This is a genomic window from Halolamina salina (assembly GCF_054653455.1).
Window position 1 is genome coordinate 864806 of sequence record NZ_BAAIGE010000002.1, and the last position, 17708, is coordinate 882513.

The 17708-nt window shown below is 69.5% G+C and carries 11 protein-coding genes; 7 read left to right on the plus strand and 4 right to left on the minus strand.

Annotation, left to right across the window (positions count from 1 at the left end):
• Window positions 1–258: 258 nt before the first annotated feature.
• From ACYQZ5_RS05115 to ACYQZ5_RS05130, 4 genes are all read left to right on the plus strand, one after another.
• Window positions 259–2631 (plus strand): ATP-dependent DNA helicase, encoded by a 2373-nt coding sequence (locus ACYQZ5_RS05115; protein ID WP_379730477.1) that lies wholly within the window; start codon window positions 259–261, stop codon window positions 2629–2631.
• A 60-nt stretch (window positions 2632–2691) separates the two neighbouring features.
• Window positions 2692–4536 carry a S9 family peptidase gene (locus ACYQZ5_RS05120; RefSeq protein ID WP_379730478.1) on the plus strand — a complete coding sequence of 615 codons (1845 nt, stop codon included), beginning with the start codon at window positions 2692–2694 and terminating at the stop codon, window positions 4534–4536.
• Window positions 4537–4610: 74 nt separating this feature from the next.
• On the plus strand, window positions 4611–6056 hold the full coding sequence (locus ACYQZ5_RS05125) for a short-chain fatty acid transporter (protein ID WP_379730479.1): 1446 nt from the start codon (window positions 4611–4613) through the stop codon (window positions 6054–6056).
• A 13-nt stretch (window positions 6057–6069) separates the two neighbouring features.
• Window positions 6070–7308, plus strand: a complete 1239-nt coding sequence (locus ACYQZ5_RS05130) for an MFS transporter (protein WP_459845373.1) — start codon at window positions 6070–6072, stop codon at window positions 7306–7308.
• A gap of 155 nt (window positions 7309–7463) precedes the next feature.
• On the opposite strand, the gene katG is transcribed toward ACYQZ5_RS05130, so the two are convergent.
• On the minus strand, window positions 7464–9620 hold the full coding sequence (gene katG, locus ACYQZ5_RS05135) for a catalase/peroxidase HPI (RefSeq protein ID WP_379732218.1): 2157 nt from the start codon (window positions 9618–9620) through the stop codon (window positions 7464–7466).
• 458 nt (window positions 9621–10078) lie between these two features.
• On the opposite strand from katG, the gene ACYQZ5_RS05140 reads away from it, so the two are divergent.
• Entirely contained in the window at window positions 10079–12226 is a 2148-nt protein-coding gene (locus tag ACYQZ5_RS05140; RefSeq protein WP_459845375.1) for a bacterio-opsin activator domain-containing protein, read from the plus strand.
• Window positions 12227–12524: 298 nt separating this feature from the next.
• On the opposite strand, the gene ACYQZ5_RS05145 is transcribed toward ACYQZ5_RS05140, so the two are convergent.
• Complete coding sequence (locus ACYQZ5_RS05145; RefSeq protein WP_053948379.1) at window positions 12525–12770, minus strand: DUF7120 family protein; 246 nt, start codon at window positions 12768–12770, stop codon at window positions 12525–12527.
• A gap of 76 nt (window positions 12771–12846) precedes the next feature.
• On the opposite strand from ACYQZ5_RS05145, the gene ACYQZ5_RS05150 reads away from it, so the two are divergent.
• Both ACYQZ5_RS05150 and ACYQZ5_RS05155 read left to right on the plus strand, forming a co-directional pair.
• The gene (locus tag ACYQZ5_RS05150) at window positions 12847–13773 is read left to right on the plus strand and encodes an alpha/beta hydrolase (RefSeq protein WP_379818042.1); all 927 of its coding nucleotides are present in this window, start codon (window positions 12847–12849) and stop codon (window positions 13771–13773) included.
• Between the two features lie 126 nt (window positions 13774–13899).
• A complete protein-coding gene (locus ACYQZ5_RS05155; RefSeq protein ID WP_379732698.1) occupies window positions 13900–14910 on the plus strand; it encodes a Cdc6/Cdc18 family protein in 1011 nt (336 codons plus the stop codon).
• On the opposite strand, the gene ACYQZ5_RS05160 is transcribed toward ACYQZ5_RS05155, so the two are convergent.
• Window positions 14883–15209 carry a hypothetical protein gene (locus ACYQZ5_RS05160; RefSeq protein WP_379818043.1) on the minus strand — a complete coding sequence of 109 codons (327 nt, stop codon included), beginning with the start codon at window positions 15207–15209 and terminating at the stop codon, window positions 14883–14885. The two genes, ACYQZ5_RS05155 and ACYQZ5_RS05160, sit on opposite strands and share 28 nt — an antisense overlap.
• Before the next feature lie 364 nt (window positions 15210–15573).
• Window positions 15574–17643 carry a S9 family peptidase gene (locus ACYQZ5_RS05165; RefSeq protein ID WP_459845379.1) on the minus strand — a complete coding sequence of 690 codons (2070 nt, stop codon included), beginning with the start codon at window positions 17641–17643 and terminating at the stop codon, window positions 15574–15576.
• Window positions 17644–17708: the final 65 nt, after the last annotated feature.

Consider the following 17708-nt stretch of genomic DNA (forward strand, 5'->3'; position numbering starts at 1 on the left):
ATAGCATTCGGACGATACGTTCACGTGAGTTGTAGTAAACGTTACCCACTCACGAACGCCCACCGGCGGTGGTCCTCGGCCCGAACATTCGGCGCTGTCGAAGGGTGGCTGACAGGCGAGGCCGCATCGGGATGGGATCTCTCGCGCTCCCGCCTCGTCTCCCACCCGGCCGTTCTCAGGTCACGGGGAGGGTGGTCCCGGCATCGTACTTGAGTGGTCGGCCGAGCGTTCAAGGGCGGAGGCGAGACCACGTTCGACATGCCTAAACTGGCCGCCGCCCACCCTTCGGTAGTGAGTTGGCGCGACCTGTTCGGCCACCCGGAACCGTACCCCGAGCAGCGCGACGGCATCGAGGCTGCCGTCGACGCTGCGGACGACGGCGGCTTCCTCGCGCTTGAAGGTGCCTGCGGGACGGGAAAGACGATGCTCGCGCTCTCTGCGGGGCTGGACCGCGTGCGCGATCCGGACTCCGAGTTCGAGCGCGTGCTCGTCCTCACCAGCGTCAAGCAGCAGCTGCGCCAGTTCGAGGCCGACCTCCGGACGATCAACGAGAACCTCCCCGAGGCGTACGACCCCGTCTCGGGGCTGACGCTCGTCGGGAAGGCCGACGTGTGCCCGTACGCACGCGAGAACCGCGGCGGCGTCGACGACGAGAACGTCTACGACCGCTGTGAGGGGCTGCGCGAGCGCACGCGGAACCTCACCGCCGACGGCGGGCCGACGACCGCCGACGCGCTCGCGAGTCAGGCACGCAGCCAGCAGGTCGGGATCGCGGACTCGGGCGGGGGTGGCGCCGATTACCTCGAAACTGCAGGCGAGCCGACGCCGTACCGTCCGGACACCGAGGAGTACGGCACCGGTACGGGCAGCACGGAGTACTGCCCGTTCTACGCCCAGTATCTCGCCGACCTCCCGGAGGACGGCGACCCCGCGGAGGCGGTCCCGTTCGACTTCACCGACCGCGGCCTGATCGACACCGAGGAGCTTGTCGGCCTCGCGGCGAGCCACGGCACCTGCCCGCACTCGGTGATGGGGGCGATCCTCGGCCACGTCGAGGTCGTGATCGGGAACTACTACCACGCGTTCGACCCGACCACGTCGGGGCAGTTCACCGGCGCGCTCGTCGACGACTCGACGTTCGTCGTCTGTGACGAGGCCCACATGCTCGAACCGCGGGTCCGAGACCTGGTGAGCGACGGCGTGGGCGACCGAACCCTCCGGGATGCGGTGTCGGAGCTGACGCGGATCCTCCAAGCGGTCGAGTTCGACGACGAATCGACGCCTTCGACGGGGAACGACGACGCCGACCTCGTTCGCGGCGAGCTGCAGGAGAGCGACGTGAAACTGGACGAACTCCGAAATCTCCGGGATTTCTGTGAATCCCTGCGCGAGGAACTCGACCGTCGGGTGAAAGCTCACCTCGACCGCGAGCGCCCGGGCTGGCGCGCGGAGCTGACCGAACTGGACGACCACGAACTGCCGCTGCGGGACCCCGAGACGCCCCAGCCCGACGAGATCACCGAGTGGGCAGAGCGCGAGGGGTTCGGCGAGGCCGTCTGGGCACGGGCCGAGGTCGTCGGCGCTGTCGTCGCCCGGATCCTGAACGAGGTGGAGGACGAGGACGCCTCGCGGGCGGTCACGACGGTCGGCCGGGTGCTGAACGCGTGGTACCGCGAGGACCACGAGTCCTTTTTCCGCGAGATCGAGCTCTCGCGGACGTGGGACGAGAGCGAGCGGCCGGACTCCTGGCGCCGGGCGTACAACGCGCGGCTCTCGCTGCACAACTGCGTCCCCAGTCGGGCGATCGGCGACCGGCTCGCGGAGTTCGGCGGCGGCGTCCTCATGAGTGCGACGCTCGAACCGCTCGACGTGTTCCGGGAGGTGACCGGGCTGAACCACCTCGAAGCGGAGGGGCGGCCGGTCACCACCCGGAGCTACGGGCTGGGGTTCCCCGAGGGGAACCGCGAGTCGTTCGCTGTCGACGCGCCGAAGTTCACGTACGGGAACCGCGGGGCGCCGGGCGAGGAGAACGACTGCCGGCGGATGCACGTCGACGCCGCCGCCACGGTCGCGCGCTCGCCGGGGAACGTGCTCGTGGGGATGCCCAGCTACGGCGAGGCCGAGTGGATGGCTGGCGAACTCGAGGACCGCCTCGAGAAGCCCGTCCTGCTCGACAGTTCCTCGACCGACGAGGTGACCGAGGAGCTGAAAGCCGAGTTCTTCCGCGGGGAGCCGAAGGTGCTGGTGACGAGCATTCGGGGGACGCTGACCGAGGGCGTCGACTATCAGGGCGACCGGCTCGCGGCGGCGGTCGTCTGCGGCGTGCCGATCATCAACACCGCCTCGCCCCGAACGCGGGCGGTTCGGACCGCCTACGACCGCGAGTTCGGGGACGGGTTCGAAACTGCCCTGACCGTTCCAGCGGTCCGCAAAGCCCGACAGGCCATCGGCCGGGTGATCCGCGGACCGGACGAGGTCGGCATCCGCGCGCTCGTCGACGCCCGCTACGCGCGGGAGTCCTGGAACTCCGTCCGGGAGTACCTGCCCGAACGCGAACGCGAGGAGTTCCAGCCCGTCTCGCCGGACATGCTGGAGTTCGGCGTCGAGCGCTTCTGGGACCAGCACCGCTGAAAGGCGGTGCATACTGACTGTTCAGTCAACACTTTACCCCCGGGGTGGGATAGTGTGGCTATGGCAGACGACTTCCTCGAACGGCTCGCGAGCCTTCCGAGCTTCCAGCACGCCGTCGCGTCCCCCGACGGCGACCGCGTCGCCCTCTACTACGACACCACCGGCCGCAACGAACTCCACGTGCTCGACGTTGAGACCGGCGAACGCCGCCAGATCAGCGACGGCGAGGTGCCGCGCAACGCCCGCTGGCACGTCGACTGGAGCGACGACGGCGACTGGGTGTACTTCCACGACGACGAGGGCGGCAACGAGCAGAACGACATCTACCGCATCGGCGTTCGCGGGGACCACGAGGGCGAGGTGGAACAGCTCACCGACCTCGAGGGCCAGACCGCGCTGGTCGACGTGGCCGACGACGGCGAAACCCTCCTGCTGGGCTCGAACCGCGACGGGCAGATGAACCTCTTCACCTACGACCTCCCATCCGGGGAGGTGTCGAAGCTGACCGACTACGACCGCGCGACCGCCAGCGGGGGCTTCTCGCCCGGCGTCGACCGGCTGGCGTACACGACCAACGAGTCCGACGACTACAACAATCAGGACGTCTACGTCGCCGCCGCCGACGGCTCGGACCCGCGGAACCTCCACATCGGCGAGGACGGCGCCGAGGCCGGCTTCGCCGACTGGGGTCCCGACGGCGACCGCCTGCTGGTGTCGGACAACACCGAGAACTTCGGCCGCTGTGGCGTTTACGACCTCGCGAGCGACGAGGTGACGTGGTTCGGCGATCTGACCGCCGAGGAAAGCCCGGTCGCGTTCCTCCCCGACGGCGAGCGCTTCCTCGCGCTCCGGACCCGGAACGCCGCGATCGTGCCGCTGGTGTACGACATCGAGAGCGGCGAGGGGCGAGAACTCGATGTGCCCGACGGCGTCGCCGCGTTCTCCGGCGCCCGCGCGCCGATCCTCGACGGCGAGCGCGTGCTCCTGAACCACACCACCTCCGACAGCCGGTCGGACCTGCTGGCCCACGACCTCGGGACGGGCGGGACGGAGACGCTGCTGGCCGCGGACTACGGCGAGTTCGACCCCGACCGCTTCGTGGGTGCGGAGTACTTCACCTTCGAGAGCCACGACGGCCTCGACATCGGCGCGCTGCTGTACGACTCCGGCGAGCGGCCGTCGCCGCTGGTGGTCAACCCCCACGGCGGCCCGCGTGCGGCGGACTACAAGACGTTCGACATGTACACCCAGTTCCTCCTCTCGCGGGGGTACTCGGTGCTGAAAGTGAACTACCGCGGCTCGACCGGACGGGGACGGGAGTTCGTCGAGCGCCTCTACGGCGACTGGGGCGGCGGCGAGCAGGAAGACATCGCCGAGGCGGCCCGGCAGGTCACCGCCGAGGACTGGATCGACGAGGACCGGGTCGTCGTGTTCGGCGGCTCCTACGGCGGCTACTCGGCGTACTGGCAGATGGTCCAGTACCCCGAGCTGTACGCCGCGGGCATCGCGTGGATCGGCGTGACCGATCTGGAGGACATGTTCGAGAACACGATGCCGCACTTCCGGACCGAGCTCATGGAGAAGTACCTCGGCACGCCCGAGGAGAACCCCGAGCTCTACCGCGAGCGCTCGCCGGTCACCCACGTCGAGAACCTTTCGGCGCCGCTGCTGATGGTCCACGGCGTCAACGACCGCCGCGTGCCCGTCTCGCAGGCCCGGATCTTCCGGGACGCGCTCGAAGAGGCGGGCTACGAGGAGGGTGAGGACGCGGACTATGAATACGTCGAACTCGGCGAGGAGGGCCACGCCTCCTCCGACATCGACCAGAAGATCCGGATGCTGCGCACGCTGGACGACTTCCTCCAGCGCCGACTCCCGCAGGCGACGACGACGCCCGCGGAGTAACACGCTCCAACACGGGGACGGGAGCGCCCTGATCCCGGAACTATTTATACCCGCAAGTCGACCCGAAACGGTGTATGTCTACGAGCGACAGTAACGGCAGTACGATCGAACGCATCGGGTTCCGGATGTCCGAGTTCGTCGAGCGGTGGATGCCGAGCCCGTTCGTGTTCGCCATCCTGCTCACGTACATCGTGTTCGTCGCGGGGTTGGCGACCGGGTCGGGGCCAGTCGACCTGCTCCAGTACTGGTACGACGGGTTCTGGGCGTTCCTCGGCTTCTCGATGCAGATGGTACTGATCCTGATGACCGGGTTCGTGATCGCCTACCACCCGCGGGTCAACAATCTGCTCCAGCGGCTCGCGCGGGTGCCGGCGACCGGGGCGCAGGCCGCGGCGTTCGTCGGCCTCGTCTCGATGTCGCTGGCGTGGATTCACTGGGGGTTCAGCCTCATCATGGGCGCGATCTTCGCCCGCGAGATGGGGAAGGCCGCCCACGAGGAGGACATCAACGTCCACTACCCCCTGCTCGCGGTCGGGGGGTACATGGGGCTGGGGCTGACGTGGCACTGGGGGCTCTCCGCGTCGGCACCCCTCCAGCTGACCGACCCCGCCAACATCGGCGAGGGGACCGGCTTCGGCTTCCTCGAGTCGACGGTGCCGGCCGCGGAGACGATCTTCCACCCCTACGCGATTTCGCTGACGCTGCTGTCGATCCTCTTCGCGACGCTGGTGCTGTACGTGCTGGCGCCCTCGGGTGAGCGCGCGAAGGGGATCACCGAGTACGTCGACGAAGACGAACTGTTCGACGCGACCGGTGGCGGCGCCGCCGACGAGGAGGCCGCCTCGGCGGCCGCGGAGGCCGTCGACGAGCCGGCCGAGACCGACGGGGACCTCCCCTCCGAGCGACTCAACAACAGCCGGGTGCTGGGCGGCCTGATCGCACTGTCGGGGGTACTCATCCTCGCCTACCAGTTCGTCCAGAGCGGGCTCGGCGCGTTCACGCTCAACGCCGTCAACTTCGGCTTCCTGATGGCCGGCGTCCTGATCTACCAGCGGCCGGCGTACTACCGCGAGCGGTTCAACGACGCCGCCGGCGCCGCCGCCGGGATCATCCTCCTGTTCCCCTTCTTCGCGGGCATTCAGGGGATCATGAGCGGCGCGGGGCTGGCGACGCTACTCGCGGAGGCGCTGCTCAGCGTCTCGACCACGGCGACGTACCCCGTGATCGCGTGGGTCACGGGCGCGATCGCGAACCTGTTCGTCCCCTCCGGCGGCGGCGAGTGGCTGGTCGTCGGCCCCTCGGTGCTGCAGGCCGCACAGGATCTCGGCGTTCCCTACGGGCAGGCGACGATCGCCTACGCGGTCGGCGACGCCCACACGAACCTGCTGAACCCGTTCTGGGCGCTGCCGCTGCTGGCGATCACCGGCGTGAAGGCCCGCGAGATGTTCGGCTACGCGATCGCGATGCTGCTGGCGCTGATCCCGTTCCTCGCGATCGTGCTTTGGGCCGTCCCGTACTGACGTAACGCCCCCCGTGTTTCCGAGCCCTCCGTCGCTTCGCCGCCCGTACTACGGCTGGGCGGTCGTCGCGGCCTCGTTTCTGGGGACGTTCGTCGTCTTCGGCCTGAGCTACTCCTTCGGGGTGTTCCTCGAACGGATCGTCGACGACTTCGGCGGCGCACGGGGGCCGAGTTCGCTCGCCTTTGGCGTCCAGACGGTCGCGATCTACGTCGGTGCGAGCGGGCTGGGCGTGCTGATCGATCGCTACGGCACGCGCCGGGCGCTGGCCGTCGGCGCCCTCCTGACCGTCGGTGGGTTGGCGGCAGCGAGCCGGGCGGAAAACCTACTCACGCTGATTCTGACCTACGGGGTCATCACGGGCGTCGGGCTGAGCATCGTCTACGTCGTCGCCTACGGCACGGTCACGCGGTGGTTCGACCGGCGGCTCGGCCTCGCGGGCGGGCTCTCCTCGGCCGGGCTGGGGATCGGGATGTTCGTCGTCGTCCCCTCGGCGGCGTCGCTGATAGCCGAACTCGGCTGGCGGGACGTGTTGCTCGTGCTGGCGGCGGTCGCCGGCGGCCTCCTGCTGCTCGCGACGCTGCTCGTCCGCGACGACCCCGGCTCAGCGGGCGTCGACCCGCCGCCCGAGGAGTTCGTCGGCGCGCCGCCGACGCCGAACCGGGAGCCTCTGCGCGAGCAGTTTGTAGCCGTGCGCTCCATCGCGTTCACGCCCGCCTTCGGCCTGCTCGCGGCGGGCTGGGTGCTGATCTACGGCTCGCTGTACGCCGTCCTCGCACACCTCGTGCTCTACGCGGCGGGGATGGGCCTCCCGGCCGGGGTCGGGCCGTGGGCGCTCGCGACGGTCGGTCTCGCGAGCGCGCTCGGGCGCGTCGCGATCGGGCACGTCGCCGACACGGCCGGGCGGGTACGGGTGTTCGTCGCCTGCTCCGCGGTGATGGGGCTGGCGACGCTCTGGCTGGCGTTCGCGTCCTCGACGGCCGGGGTCGCCGCGTTCGCGGTCGTGTTCGGGCTGGCCTACGGCGGCAACGGCGCGCTGCTGTCGCCGCTGGTCGCGGCGCTGTTCGGCCGCGAGAACATCAACGCGGTGTTCGGGCTCGTCTCGGTGGCGTTCGCGGTTTCGGGGCTGCTCGCCCCCGCCGCCGCGGGCGCGGCCTACGACACGCTCGGGACGTACGAGCCGGCGTTTCTCGTCGCCGGGGTGGCGGCCGTCGTCGGTGCCGGTTCAGTGGCCGTCGCCGGGCGGCGGGCCTGACTGCCGGCGCTACCGAGCGACCTCGGTGACGGTACTCTCGAACCTGCCGCTGTCGCCCTCTCGATGTCGAAGCAGTCGTGCAGTTTCCCGGCGGTGATCGTCACGTCCCCGCCGCTCCCTGTCGAAGAAAAAGTCGAAAACGCAGCGCGTCGCGCTTACTCGAGGTCGAAGCGGTCGTTCTGCATGACCTTCGTCCACGCGTCGACGAAGTCCTCGACGAGCTGCTCCTCGCCGTCGTCGGCGCCGTAGACGTCGGCGGTGGCCCGGAGCCGGGCGTTCGAGCCGAAGATGAGGTCGAGGCGGGTCGCCTCGTACTCGACCTCGCCGGTCTCGCGGTTGCGGACCTCGAAGACCTCGTCGTCCTCGTCGACGGATACCCACTCGTACTCCATGTCGAGCAGGACCTCGAAGAAGTCGTTGGTCAGCGTGCCGGGCTCGTCGGTGAACACGCCGCGGTCGCTGTCGCCGTAGGTCGCGCCCAGCGCGCGCATGCCGCCGACCAGCGCCGTCATGTCCGGCACCGTGAGGTTCAGCAGCTCGGCCTTGTCGACCATGCGCTCCTCGGGGGAGTCGTACATGTCGTCGTAGTCGCCGCTCCCGAGGTAGTTCCGGAAGCCGTCGACCTTCGGCTCGAGGTGCTCGAAGGACTCCTCGTCGGTCTGCTCCTCGGTCGCGTCGGTGCGGCCGGGCTCGAACGGCACGTCCACGTCGTAGCCGGCGTCGGCGGCGGCCTGCTCGACGGCCGCGTTGCCGCCCAGGACGATCAGGTCCGCGAGCGAGACGCGCACGTCGTCGGAACGGGAGCTGTTGAACTCCTCCTGGATCTCCTCGTACGTCGAGAGGACCGTCTCCAGCTCCTCGGGCTCGTTGACCTCCCAGCTACGCTGGGGTTCGAGGCGGATGCGGCCGCCGTTTGCGCCGCCGCGCTTGTCGCTCTCGCGGTACGTCGACGCCGACGCCCACGCGGTCTTGATCAGCTGGGTCCGGGTGAGGTCGGAGTCGAGGATCGCCGACTCCAGTTCGGCGATCTCCTCGTCGCCGATCAGCTCGTAGTCGGCGTCCGGGATCGGGTCCTGCCAGACGAACGTCTCGTCGGGCACCTCGGGACCGAGCAGGCGCTCGGGCGGGCCCATGTCGCGGTGGATGAGCTTGTACCACGCCTTCGCGAACGCCTCCTGGAACTCGTCGGGGTTCTCCTGGAAGCGCTCCAGCACCTCGCGGAAGTCGTCGTCGTGCTTCAGCGCCACGTCAGTCGTCAGCATCATCGGCTCCTCGGTGTCGTCGTCGTGAGGCGCCGGCGCCTCCTCGATCTCCTCGCCGACGGGCTTCCACTGCCACGCGCCGCCGGGACCCTTGACCGAGGTCCAGTCGTGGTTCAGGAGGTTGTCGATGTAGCCCATGTCCCACTGGGTCGGCGCGGAGTTCCAGGGACCCTCGATGCCGCTGGTGATCGTGTCCGGGCCTTTGCCCTCACCGAATTCGTTCTCCCAGCCCATCCCCTGCAGGTCGATGGGCGCGTCCTCGGGCTCGGGGCCGAGGTTGTCGCCGGAGTCGGCGCCGTGGACCTTCCCGAACGTGTGGCCGCCGGCGATCAGCGCGACCGTCTCCTCGTCGTTCATCGCCATGCGGCTGAACTCCTCGCGGATGTTCGCCGCGGAGCCTTCCACGTCCGGCTCGCCGTAGGGACCCTCGGGGTTCACGTAGATGAGGCCCATCACGGTGTTCGCGAGCGGGTCCTTGAGGTTGCCAACTTCGCCGTCCTCGAAGCGCTCGGGGGAGGTCGTCTCCCAGTCCTCCTCGGGACCCCACACGGTCGCCTCGTTGGACTTGAACTCGTCCTCGCGGCCGCCCGCGAAGCCGAACGTCTCGAACCCCATCGTCTCCAGCGCCACGTTGCCGGCGAGGATGATCAGGTCGCCCCACGAGAGCTTCCGGCCGTACTTCAGCTTGACCGGCTGGAGCAGGCGGCGTGCCTTGTCGAGGTTGATGTTGTCCGGCCAGCTACTCTCCGGCGGGAGCCGCTGCAGGCCCCCGGCGGCGCCGGCGCGGCCGTCGGCGGTCCGGTACGTCCCGGCGCTGTGCCAGGCCATCCGGATGAACAGGGGACCGTACGTGCCGTAGTCGGCGGGCCACCAGTCCTTCGAGTCCGTCATGACCTCCCGGATGTCGTCTTTCACCTCCTCGAGGTCGAGTTTCTGGAACTCCTCCGCGTAGTCGAACTCCTCGTCGTACGGGCTCACGTCCCGTTCGTTCTCGTCGAGGATGTCCACGTTCAGCATCTGTGGCCACCACTCTTGGTTTGTCTTCGCCATCGTCAGAATAGTGCGGCTTCCGTGTATTAAGGTTGTCCAACTCGGGGGTGGCGTTCGGAATTAGTAATAAATATCTATACTTGGGAAACAGAAGTAACTTTTACGAGAATATATCTTCTCTATCTGAGTACCATCTTTGTTGATTCCCGGACAACAGTGGACGCCGTACCGCGTACGCGGCCAAACAGTCACCGGCAGTAAGCGGCACTTACGAAGATATCGGGCCGTGGACGCCGGTAATCGGGGGAGGGCGGGGACAGAAGTTTACACGAGGAACGTGTTGTTCCACAGAGAATGGGGGAAGCTGTTAGCCCCGCCGAGGGAGGGCGACACGCGCGTCGGCAGGTCCTCGTCTCACCCCGCCGACAGCGCCCGCGCGTGGCGACTACCGGGCGTGCGGTCGGCGGCCCACGCCCAGTCGACGGCTCCACGGGAGCGAAGCGTCCCCCGGAGGGTCGATGACCGTGCCGAGCGAGGAGTTCGAACTGCTGTTGATCGAGGACAGCCCCGGCGACGCACGCCGGATCGAGGGAATGCTGGGGGACGCCGAGACGCTGCTCGAACGCGTCGGCGCGTCGTCCGGACTCCGCCTCCACACCGAGCGGACGCTCGCGGCCGGGATCGACCGCCTCGCCGAGAGCGATATCGACGTGGTGTTGGTGGACCTGAGCCTGCCGGACAGCGAGGGGCTGGAGACGCTCACCGCGATCGTCGATGCCGCGGCGCTCGTCCCGGTGATCGTGCTCACCGGGCCACAGGACGAGCGTGTGGGAGTCGAGGCGGTCGAACGCGGCGCACAGGACTACCTCGTGAAGGACGAGGTGACCAGCGAACTGCTGGTCCGGTCGATCCACCACGCCGTCGAGCGCAACCGACAGGAACGGGAACGCGCCCGGCGCCACGACCAACTGGAGGCGCTCAACGACCTGACGCCGGGGCTGATGGACGCCGAGTCGGCGGCGGCCGTCGGCGAGCGTGTGGTCACCGCCGCCGAGGAGCGGTTCGGCCTCCCCGTGATGGCGGTCGCGCTGTACGACGAGGCGGCGGCCGCGCTCCGGCCGACCGCGCTGACGGCCGACGCCGACGAGCTGCTGGATCTGGAGGCGCTGCTCGCCGGCGACGGCCCCGGGTGGCGGACGTTCGCCGGGGACGGGGAGCCGACGACGCTCGAGGGCGACGAGGCGCCGGACTCGCTGTCGGAACTGGCGCTGTTCCCGGTGGCCAGACACGGGGTGCTCGTCGTCGGCGAGACGGCGCCGGGCGGGATCGGCGCCGCCTACCTCGACTTCCTCGGGACGGTCGCGGGCAACGTCGAGGCGGCGCTCGACCGGGTCGAGCGCGAGCGCGAACGCGAGGAGCACGAGCGCCTGCTCGAAAAACAGAACCGGACGCTCGAACGCCTCGACCGGATCAACGGCATCATCCGGGGCATCTCGCGATCGCTCGTGCGCGCCTCGACCCGCGAGGAGATCGAGTCCGTCGTCTGCCGACAGTTGGCCGACGACGGTCCCTACGGGCTGGCGTGGATCGGTGATCGCGAACACGCCGCCGAGGGAGTCACGGTCCGTGCGGGGGCCGGGGCGTTCGACCCGGCCGAGGGGATCGACGGGGTGCTCGCGGCGCCGGGATCGACGGCCGACCGTGCCGCCGAACACCGGGAGCTACGGGTCGTCAACGACGTGCTCGACCGCGGCGAGTTCGACGACTGGCAGCGCGCGGCGCTGGATCGGGGGTACCACGCCGTGGCGTCAATCCCGCTGGTGTACGAGGACGCGATGTACGGCGTCCTCAGCGTCTACGCCGACCGGACCGGTGTGTTCGGCGATCTGGAGCGGGCGGTGCTGAGCGAGCTCGGGGACATGATCGCCTACGCGATCAACGCCGCCGAGAGCAAGCGGGCGCTGGTGGGGCGGACGGTAACCCGGATCGAGTTCGACGTGAGCGACACCGAGATGCCGTTCGTCGAACTCGCCCGCGAACTCGGCTGCTCGCTGGTCGTCGAGAACTTCGTGTACCGCTCCGACGGCGGCGTCCGCCGGTTCCTCTCGATCCGGGGCGCCACCGCCGAGGCGGTGTCGGCGGCCGCCGAGGGGCTTCCTTTCGAGGAGTTCGCGCTCGTCTCCGAGTACGAGGCCGACGGCGAGCCGGTCTGTCTGTTCCGGACGGGGCTTGCGCCCGACAGCCCCGAGACGACGCTGGTCGAACACGGCGCGCGACCCCACGAGCTCCGCGCCGGCGACGGGGCGGCGACGGTGATCGCGGAGCTCGGCAGCGACGCCCCCGTCCGTGAGTTCGTCGAACTGTTCCGGGACCGCCACCCCGGCGCCTCGCTGGCCGCACAGCGCACCCACCACCGCTCCGAGCCGTCGACGGCACAGCAGCGCGCGTCGGCGACGGAGGCGCTGACCGACCGGCAGCTCGAAGCCATCCGGACCGCGTACTTCAGCGGGTTCTTCGACCGGCCGCGGAAACACACCGGCACCGAGATCGCCGACGCGATGGGCATCTCCCAGCCGACGTTCAGCCACCACCTCCGGGAGGCACAGCGCAGGCTCTGTGCCGTGCTGTTCGAGGCCGAACAGCTCCCGGACCGACGCGGCGACTGACCCTATACTGATAGCCCCATTCGATTTTCGGTTCGGTCAGTATAGCCGGCAGCAAGATAACGGAGACGCCCCTGTATGGGAATGCTGTAAGGAGGGCACTGGACCGTACTGCCGACGCATTCCGGCACCCCCCCCACCCCACATCCCAACGGTCCGGCGTGATCGTCACGTTCGTCCGCACCACATCGGGCGTCGTCCTCCTTACTGCCTTCTACGCCCGGCACTCACGCTCGGGAGCGAGATCGCCGGCCCGGCGGCTCGCGGGCGCTTCGAGAAGACGCGACAGCGACGGGCGTGTTCAGAACGTCGGCTCGTCCTCGTTGCTCCCCTCCTGCATCGCGGGGTCCTGCTGGTCCTCGACGGTCTGGGTGAACAGATCGCTGTCCAGCTCCTCGGTTGGCTCCTCCTCGATGTCGTAGGCGGAGACGCCGCGCTGCAGCAGGTCCTCGACGGCGCGCTCGCGGTTCAGGAACTCGCCGGATTCCACGAGACGGTCGAGTTCGCCGGTGATGCGGTCGGGGAGGTCGACTTCGATCTGGGCCATACCTCCACCTCCACGCTGGAGCGGTGTGAATTTTCCGCTCGGTGGCTATATCCCGCCGCGGACCGAATCACGGGCCGTGCAGGCAGACGAGATCGACCCGCAGGCGAAGGCTGCACTCGACAGGCGGCGATTCTCGCTTCCACACAGCCGGATCGGGCTGAAGCTGCTCCGTCCCCTCGCCCGGCTGGCGGGGAAGTACGGGAACTTGAACCCCCCGGCGGTCGGCAGCGTCACCGATCTCACGATCCCCGGCCCCGGCGGGAAACTCAGGGCGCGCCGATACCGGCCGGCGGAGGGGAGCGACGTTCCGACGGTCGTGTTCTTCCACGGCGGCGGCTACGTGATCGGCGGGCTGGAAACCCACGACGTCCTCTGCCGGCGGCTGACCCGTGAGAGCGGCTGTGCGGTGCTCTCGGTCGCCTACCGGCTCGCGCCGGAACACCCGTTCCCGGCAGCCGTCGAGGACGCCTATGCCGCGACGGAGTGGGCCGCGTCGAACCCCGGCTCCCTGGGCGGTGGCGACGGCCTCGCGGTCGCGGGCGACAGCGCGGGCGGAACGCTCGCGGCGATCGTCGCGCTGATGGCCGCCGAACGTGACGGGCCGGAGCTGGCCCATCAGGCGCTCATCTACCCGGCGACCGGCGCCGAGGAGGAGCAGGAGTCGGTCCAGCAGAACGCCGGGACCGTGCTGAGCGAGGCCGACTTGCGCTTCTTCGAGAAGTGTTACTACGGCAGCGATATCCACCGGCGCAACCCCTACGCCGACCCCGCGCAGGCCGACGACCTCTCCGGCGTCGCGCCCGCGACGGTGGTCACCGCGGGGTTCGACCCGCTCCGGGACGCCGGCAAGGGGTACGCCGAGCAGCTACTGGCCGACGGCGTCGACGTGTGCTACGAGAACTACCCCGCGCAGGTCCACGGGTTCGCGACGATGGACATCGACGCCGCCGAGACGGTCGCCTCACGCGTCGGGCGTGACCTCGGCGACGCGCTGCGGGAGTAGCCGACGCCTCGAAGTGGAATGTAAATCACATACGGCGATATCGATCGACAGCGACGGTCCCGAACGGAACCGATCGGAACGACAGGGGGGTCACTTATGCCGCCGTCGCCCCACTGCTCCGGGTAGATGCTGCGAGACGGGACGGTCTTCGAGGACGAACATCTCCCCCGGGAGATCGTCGGGCGCAACAGCCAGATGAACGAGGTGACCGACGCGCTCGCGCCCGTCGAGCAGGGCGCACGCGCCGAGAACTGCTTCCTGTTCGGCCCAAGCGGCGCCGGCAAGACCACCGTCGCCCGCGCTGCGGTCCGGGAACTCCGTCGCGAGGTGCTCGACGTGCCGACCGCGTACGTCAACTGCTGGACGGACTACACGCGGCGGAGCGTGCTCGAACGCGCGGCGAACGCGCTCGTCGACGCAGCGGTCCCGAAGAACGCGGCGACCCGTGACCTGATCGACACGCTCCAGACCGGCCTCGACGGGCCGAGCGTCGTCGTGCTCGACGAGGTCGACCAGCTTCAGGAGCCGAACACGCTGTACGACCTCCACTCGGTGCCCGGCCTCGCGTGGATCTGCATCGCGAACCGCGAGGTGGACCTCCTCGCTCGGCTCGACGAGCGCGTCCATTCCCGCGTCTCGGTGGGCTACCGCGTGCAGTTCGACCGCTACACCGTCGAGACGGTCACGGAGATCCTCGACCGCCGGGCCGCACAGGGGCTGGAAGCCGGCACCGTCGAGCGCGACACCCTGCAGCGCATCGCCGAACGCGTCGACGGCGACGCCCGGCAGGCGATCACCGCGCTCCGCGTGGCCGCCCGCAAGAGCGAGCGGGAGGGGCTGTCGGCGATCCCGCCGCGGCTCGTCGAGGACGCCGTCTTCGACGCCGAGGCCGAGGTGAGGCGGAAGACGATCTCGAAGCTCAACGACCACCAGCGCGTGCTCTACGAGTGTATCGAGGACGAGGGGCCGCTGATCCAGAAGGAGCTGTACGAGCGGTACGAGCAGGCCCACGCCGACCCGATCACGCTCCGCGCGCTGCGGAAGAGCCACCTGCCGAAACTGGAACACTACAACCTGATCGAAACCGAGCGCGACGCCCGGGGGAAGCGCTACCGGCTCGCCTCGCGGGACGGCTGAGGCGCCGCTCCGCGGGAGTACCCCGGTCGCGCCGGCGTCGGTCCCCGGGTTTCTGCCTGCCGGCCACTGTTTCGCCGGTCCAGCCCCAGCGCGTGAAGCGCGGCGACGACGGCGCCCGCGGAGAGCCAGATCGCCGCCTCCCCCTCCACGACGCCGGCGTGCCACCCCGCGTACAGCGCGATCCAGAGCAGCGCGCCAGTCGTGATCGCGCTCGTCGAACCGCTCGCGGACGCGCCGAGCAGCCGACCCAGCCCGCGCGGCGGGTCGATCCCGAACAGCCGCGCGAGTGCTTGGAACACCGGAGGGAGGCGGGTATCTCCCCCCGATCCGGTTCGTCCTACGGGTGGGCGGCTCCGCCGCCTCGATCGGGCGTTCCGAGTGACGACGGTCGGCGAGTGGTCCCGGCGCCGACGCACCGGTACTTCACCGCGTCGCACGCGTCGCCGCCGATCTCGTCGCGCGTCACGCCTCCGCTTCCCGCTCGACCCGCGTGTCTGTTCTCGGCCCCTGCGCGTACCAGTCGGTCGGTGGATCGCCATACGCCCTCTCGGTCCGGTATCGCAATCAAGCCTCTTCGGGTGGTTCCGGTCGGTTCTGGTCTGGAAAAATCGACGGACTGGACGGCGGAAGGAGAGTTCCGGTCGCGTTCCGGGCGGCGACGCCTCAGTGCTCGGCGAACCAGCTCTCCAGCTCCTCGAGCCGGTGGATCGCGCGGTCGGGGTCGCCGATGTTGTGGTGCTCGTCGGGGTAGATCACCAGCCGGGCGTCGACGCCCTGCTTGCGGACCGAGACGAACAGCTGTTCGGCCTGCGTCGGCGGACAGCGCCAGTCGTTCTCGCCCGCGGTGACCAGAAGCGGCGTGTCGACGCCGCCGACGTCGGTGATCGAGGAGATCTCCCGGTAGGTGTCGACGTTCTCCCACGGCAGGCCGAACTCGTCCTCGTGCCAGAGGTGGTTGTCGTCGGTGCCGAACGTGGCGTAGAAGTCGTAGATGCCGTGCTCGGCGGCCGCGGCGGCGAACGTATCGGACTTCGTGACCGTCGCGGCGGTGGTGACGCCGCCGTAGGAGAAGCCGGTGAGGTAGAGGCGGTCCTCGTCGGCCCACCCCTCCTCCACGAGGTGTTCGACGCCGGTGACCACGTCGTCGACCTCCTTGTCGCCCCGGGTGCCGCGCAGGCGCTCGGCGAACTCCTGCCCGTAGGAGGTCGAGCCGCGGTAGTTCGTTCTGAGGACGATGTAGTCCTTGCTCGTCCAGAACAGCTGATCGAAGCCGAACGCCGGCGAGTCGTACGACATCGGCCCGCCGTGGACCGAGGAGACGACGGGGTGTGGCTCGGGGTCCTCGGGGTCGAACTCGGGCGGGAGGTACGCCAGCCCGTGGATGGTGACGCCGTCGGAGTTCTCCCAGGAGACGCGCACGCAGTCGTGGTGCTCGTCGACCAGATCAGCGTTGACCTCGCTGACCCGTGCGAGCCCCGCGGCGTCGGCTTCGGCGCCCTTCTCCGCGTCGAGACCCTCACGCCCCATCGCGTAGATGTCGGCGCCAGCGGTGGGATCGGCCATCCGGAACGCGAGCGTGCTGCCGTCGTCGGAGACGGAGAGTCCGGAGACGGACCTGCTCCGCCCCTGCGCGACGAACACGCGCTCGGGGTCGTCCTCCTCGGCGTCGAGCCGGATCATCCGGGTGTTCCCCTCGTCGCCGAACAGCCCGACGAGGGTGTCGTCGTCGAGCCAGTGGGGGTTGCCGCCGAACGCGATCGTACGGTCGAGCGAGCCGGAGACGGACTGCATCTCGCCGCTCTCTCCGTCGATCACGTACGCCTCGGTCGGCTTGTACCAGTTGTACGGGTCGCCGCCGCCGACGGCGATCCGGCTCCCGTCGGGCGACCAGCGCGGCTGCTGGACCCGCAGGCCGGCGTCGGTCAGCTGCTGGTACCCCGTCCCGTCCGGACGGATCGTGTAGACGTTCCGGACGTGGGTGTCGTCGGGGTCCTCCTCGTGCTGGGCGACGAAGGCGATCCGGTCGCCGTCGGGCGACCACGCGGGCTGGAGGCCGCGGCGATCGCCCTTCTCCTCGTCGTCGTAAGCGTTGTCGAGTCGGACCGTCTCGCGGCTGTCGGCGTCGACGACGAACAGGTAGCTGGACACCTCGTCCATCCAGCCCGCGCCGTCGCCCTTGTGCTGGAGTCGGTCGATTTCGATCGGGCCGTTCTCGTTACGCTGCTGCAGGTACTCCTCGTCCTCCTCCGTGGGATCGCGGGCGGCGATCACGAGGCGCTCCCCGTCGGGTGCCCAGTCGAACTCCGCGACGCCGTAGTCGCGGTCGGTAAGCTGGCGGGCGTCGCCGCCGCGCTCCATGTCGAACGACCAGACCTGCGGCTTCGGCCCTTCGCCGACAGGGCCGCCGTTCTCCTCCTCCTCCTCCTCCTCCTCGTCTGCGTCTTCCTCAGCGCCGTTCTCGACGGCGACGCCGGCGTCGGTCTCGCGGGCCGCGACGAACGCGAGTCGGTCGCCGTCGGGCGACCACTGCGGCGAGGACGCGCTGGAGGCGCGGGTGAGCCGGTATGGCTCGGCGGAGCCGTCGGTCGGTGCGACGAACAGCGACGTGTGGCGGTCGTCATCCTCGGCGTCGAACTCGCTGACCAGGAACGCCACCCGCTCCCCGTCGGGGGAGACGGTGGCGCCGGTCGCGATCGAGAAGTCGTAGAACCGCTCCGGGGACAGTTCGTCCATGGCCCCGATGGGCGTGGCGGCATCAAAAACGTACGCCCTGCGGCCGTTCCTACAGCTTCGCCCCT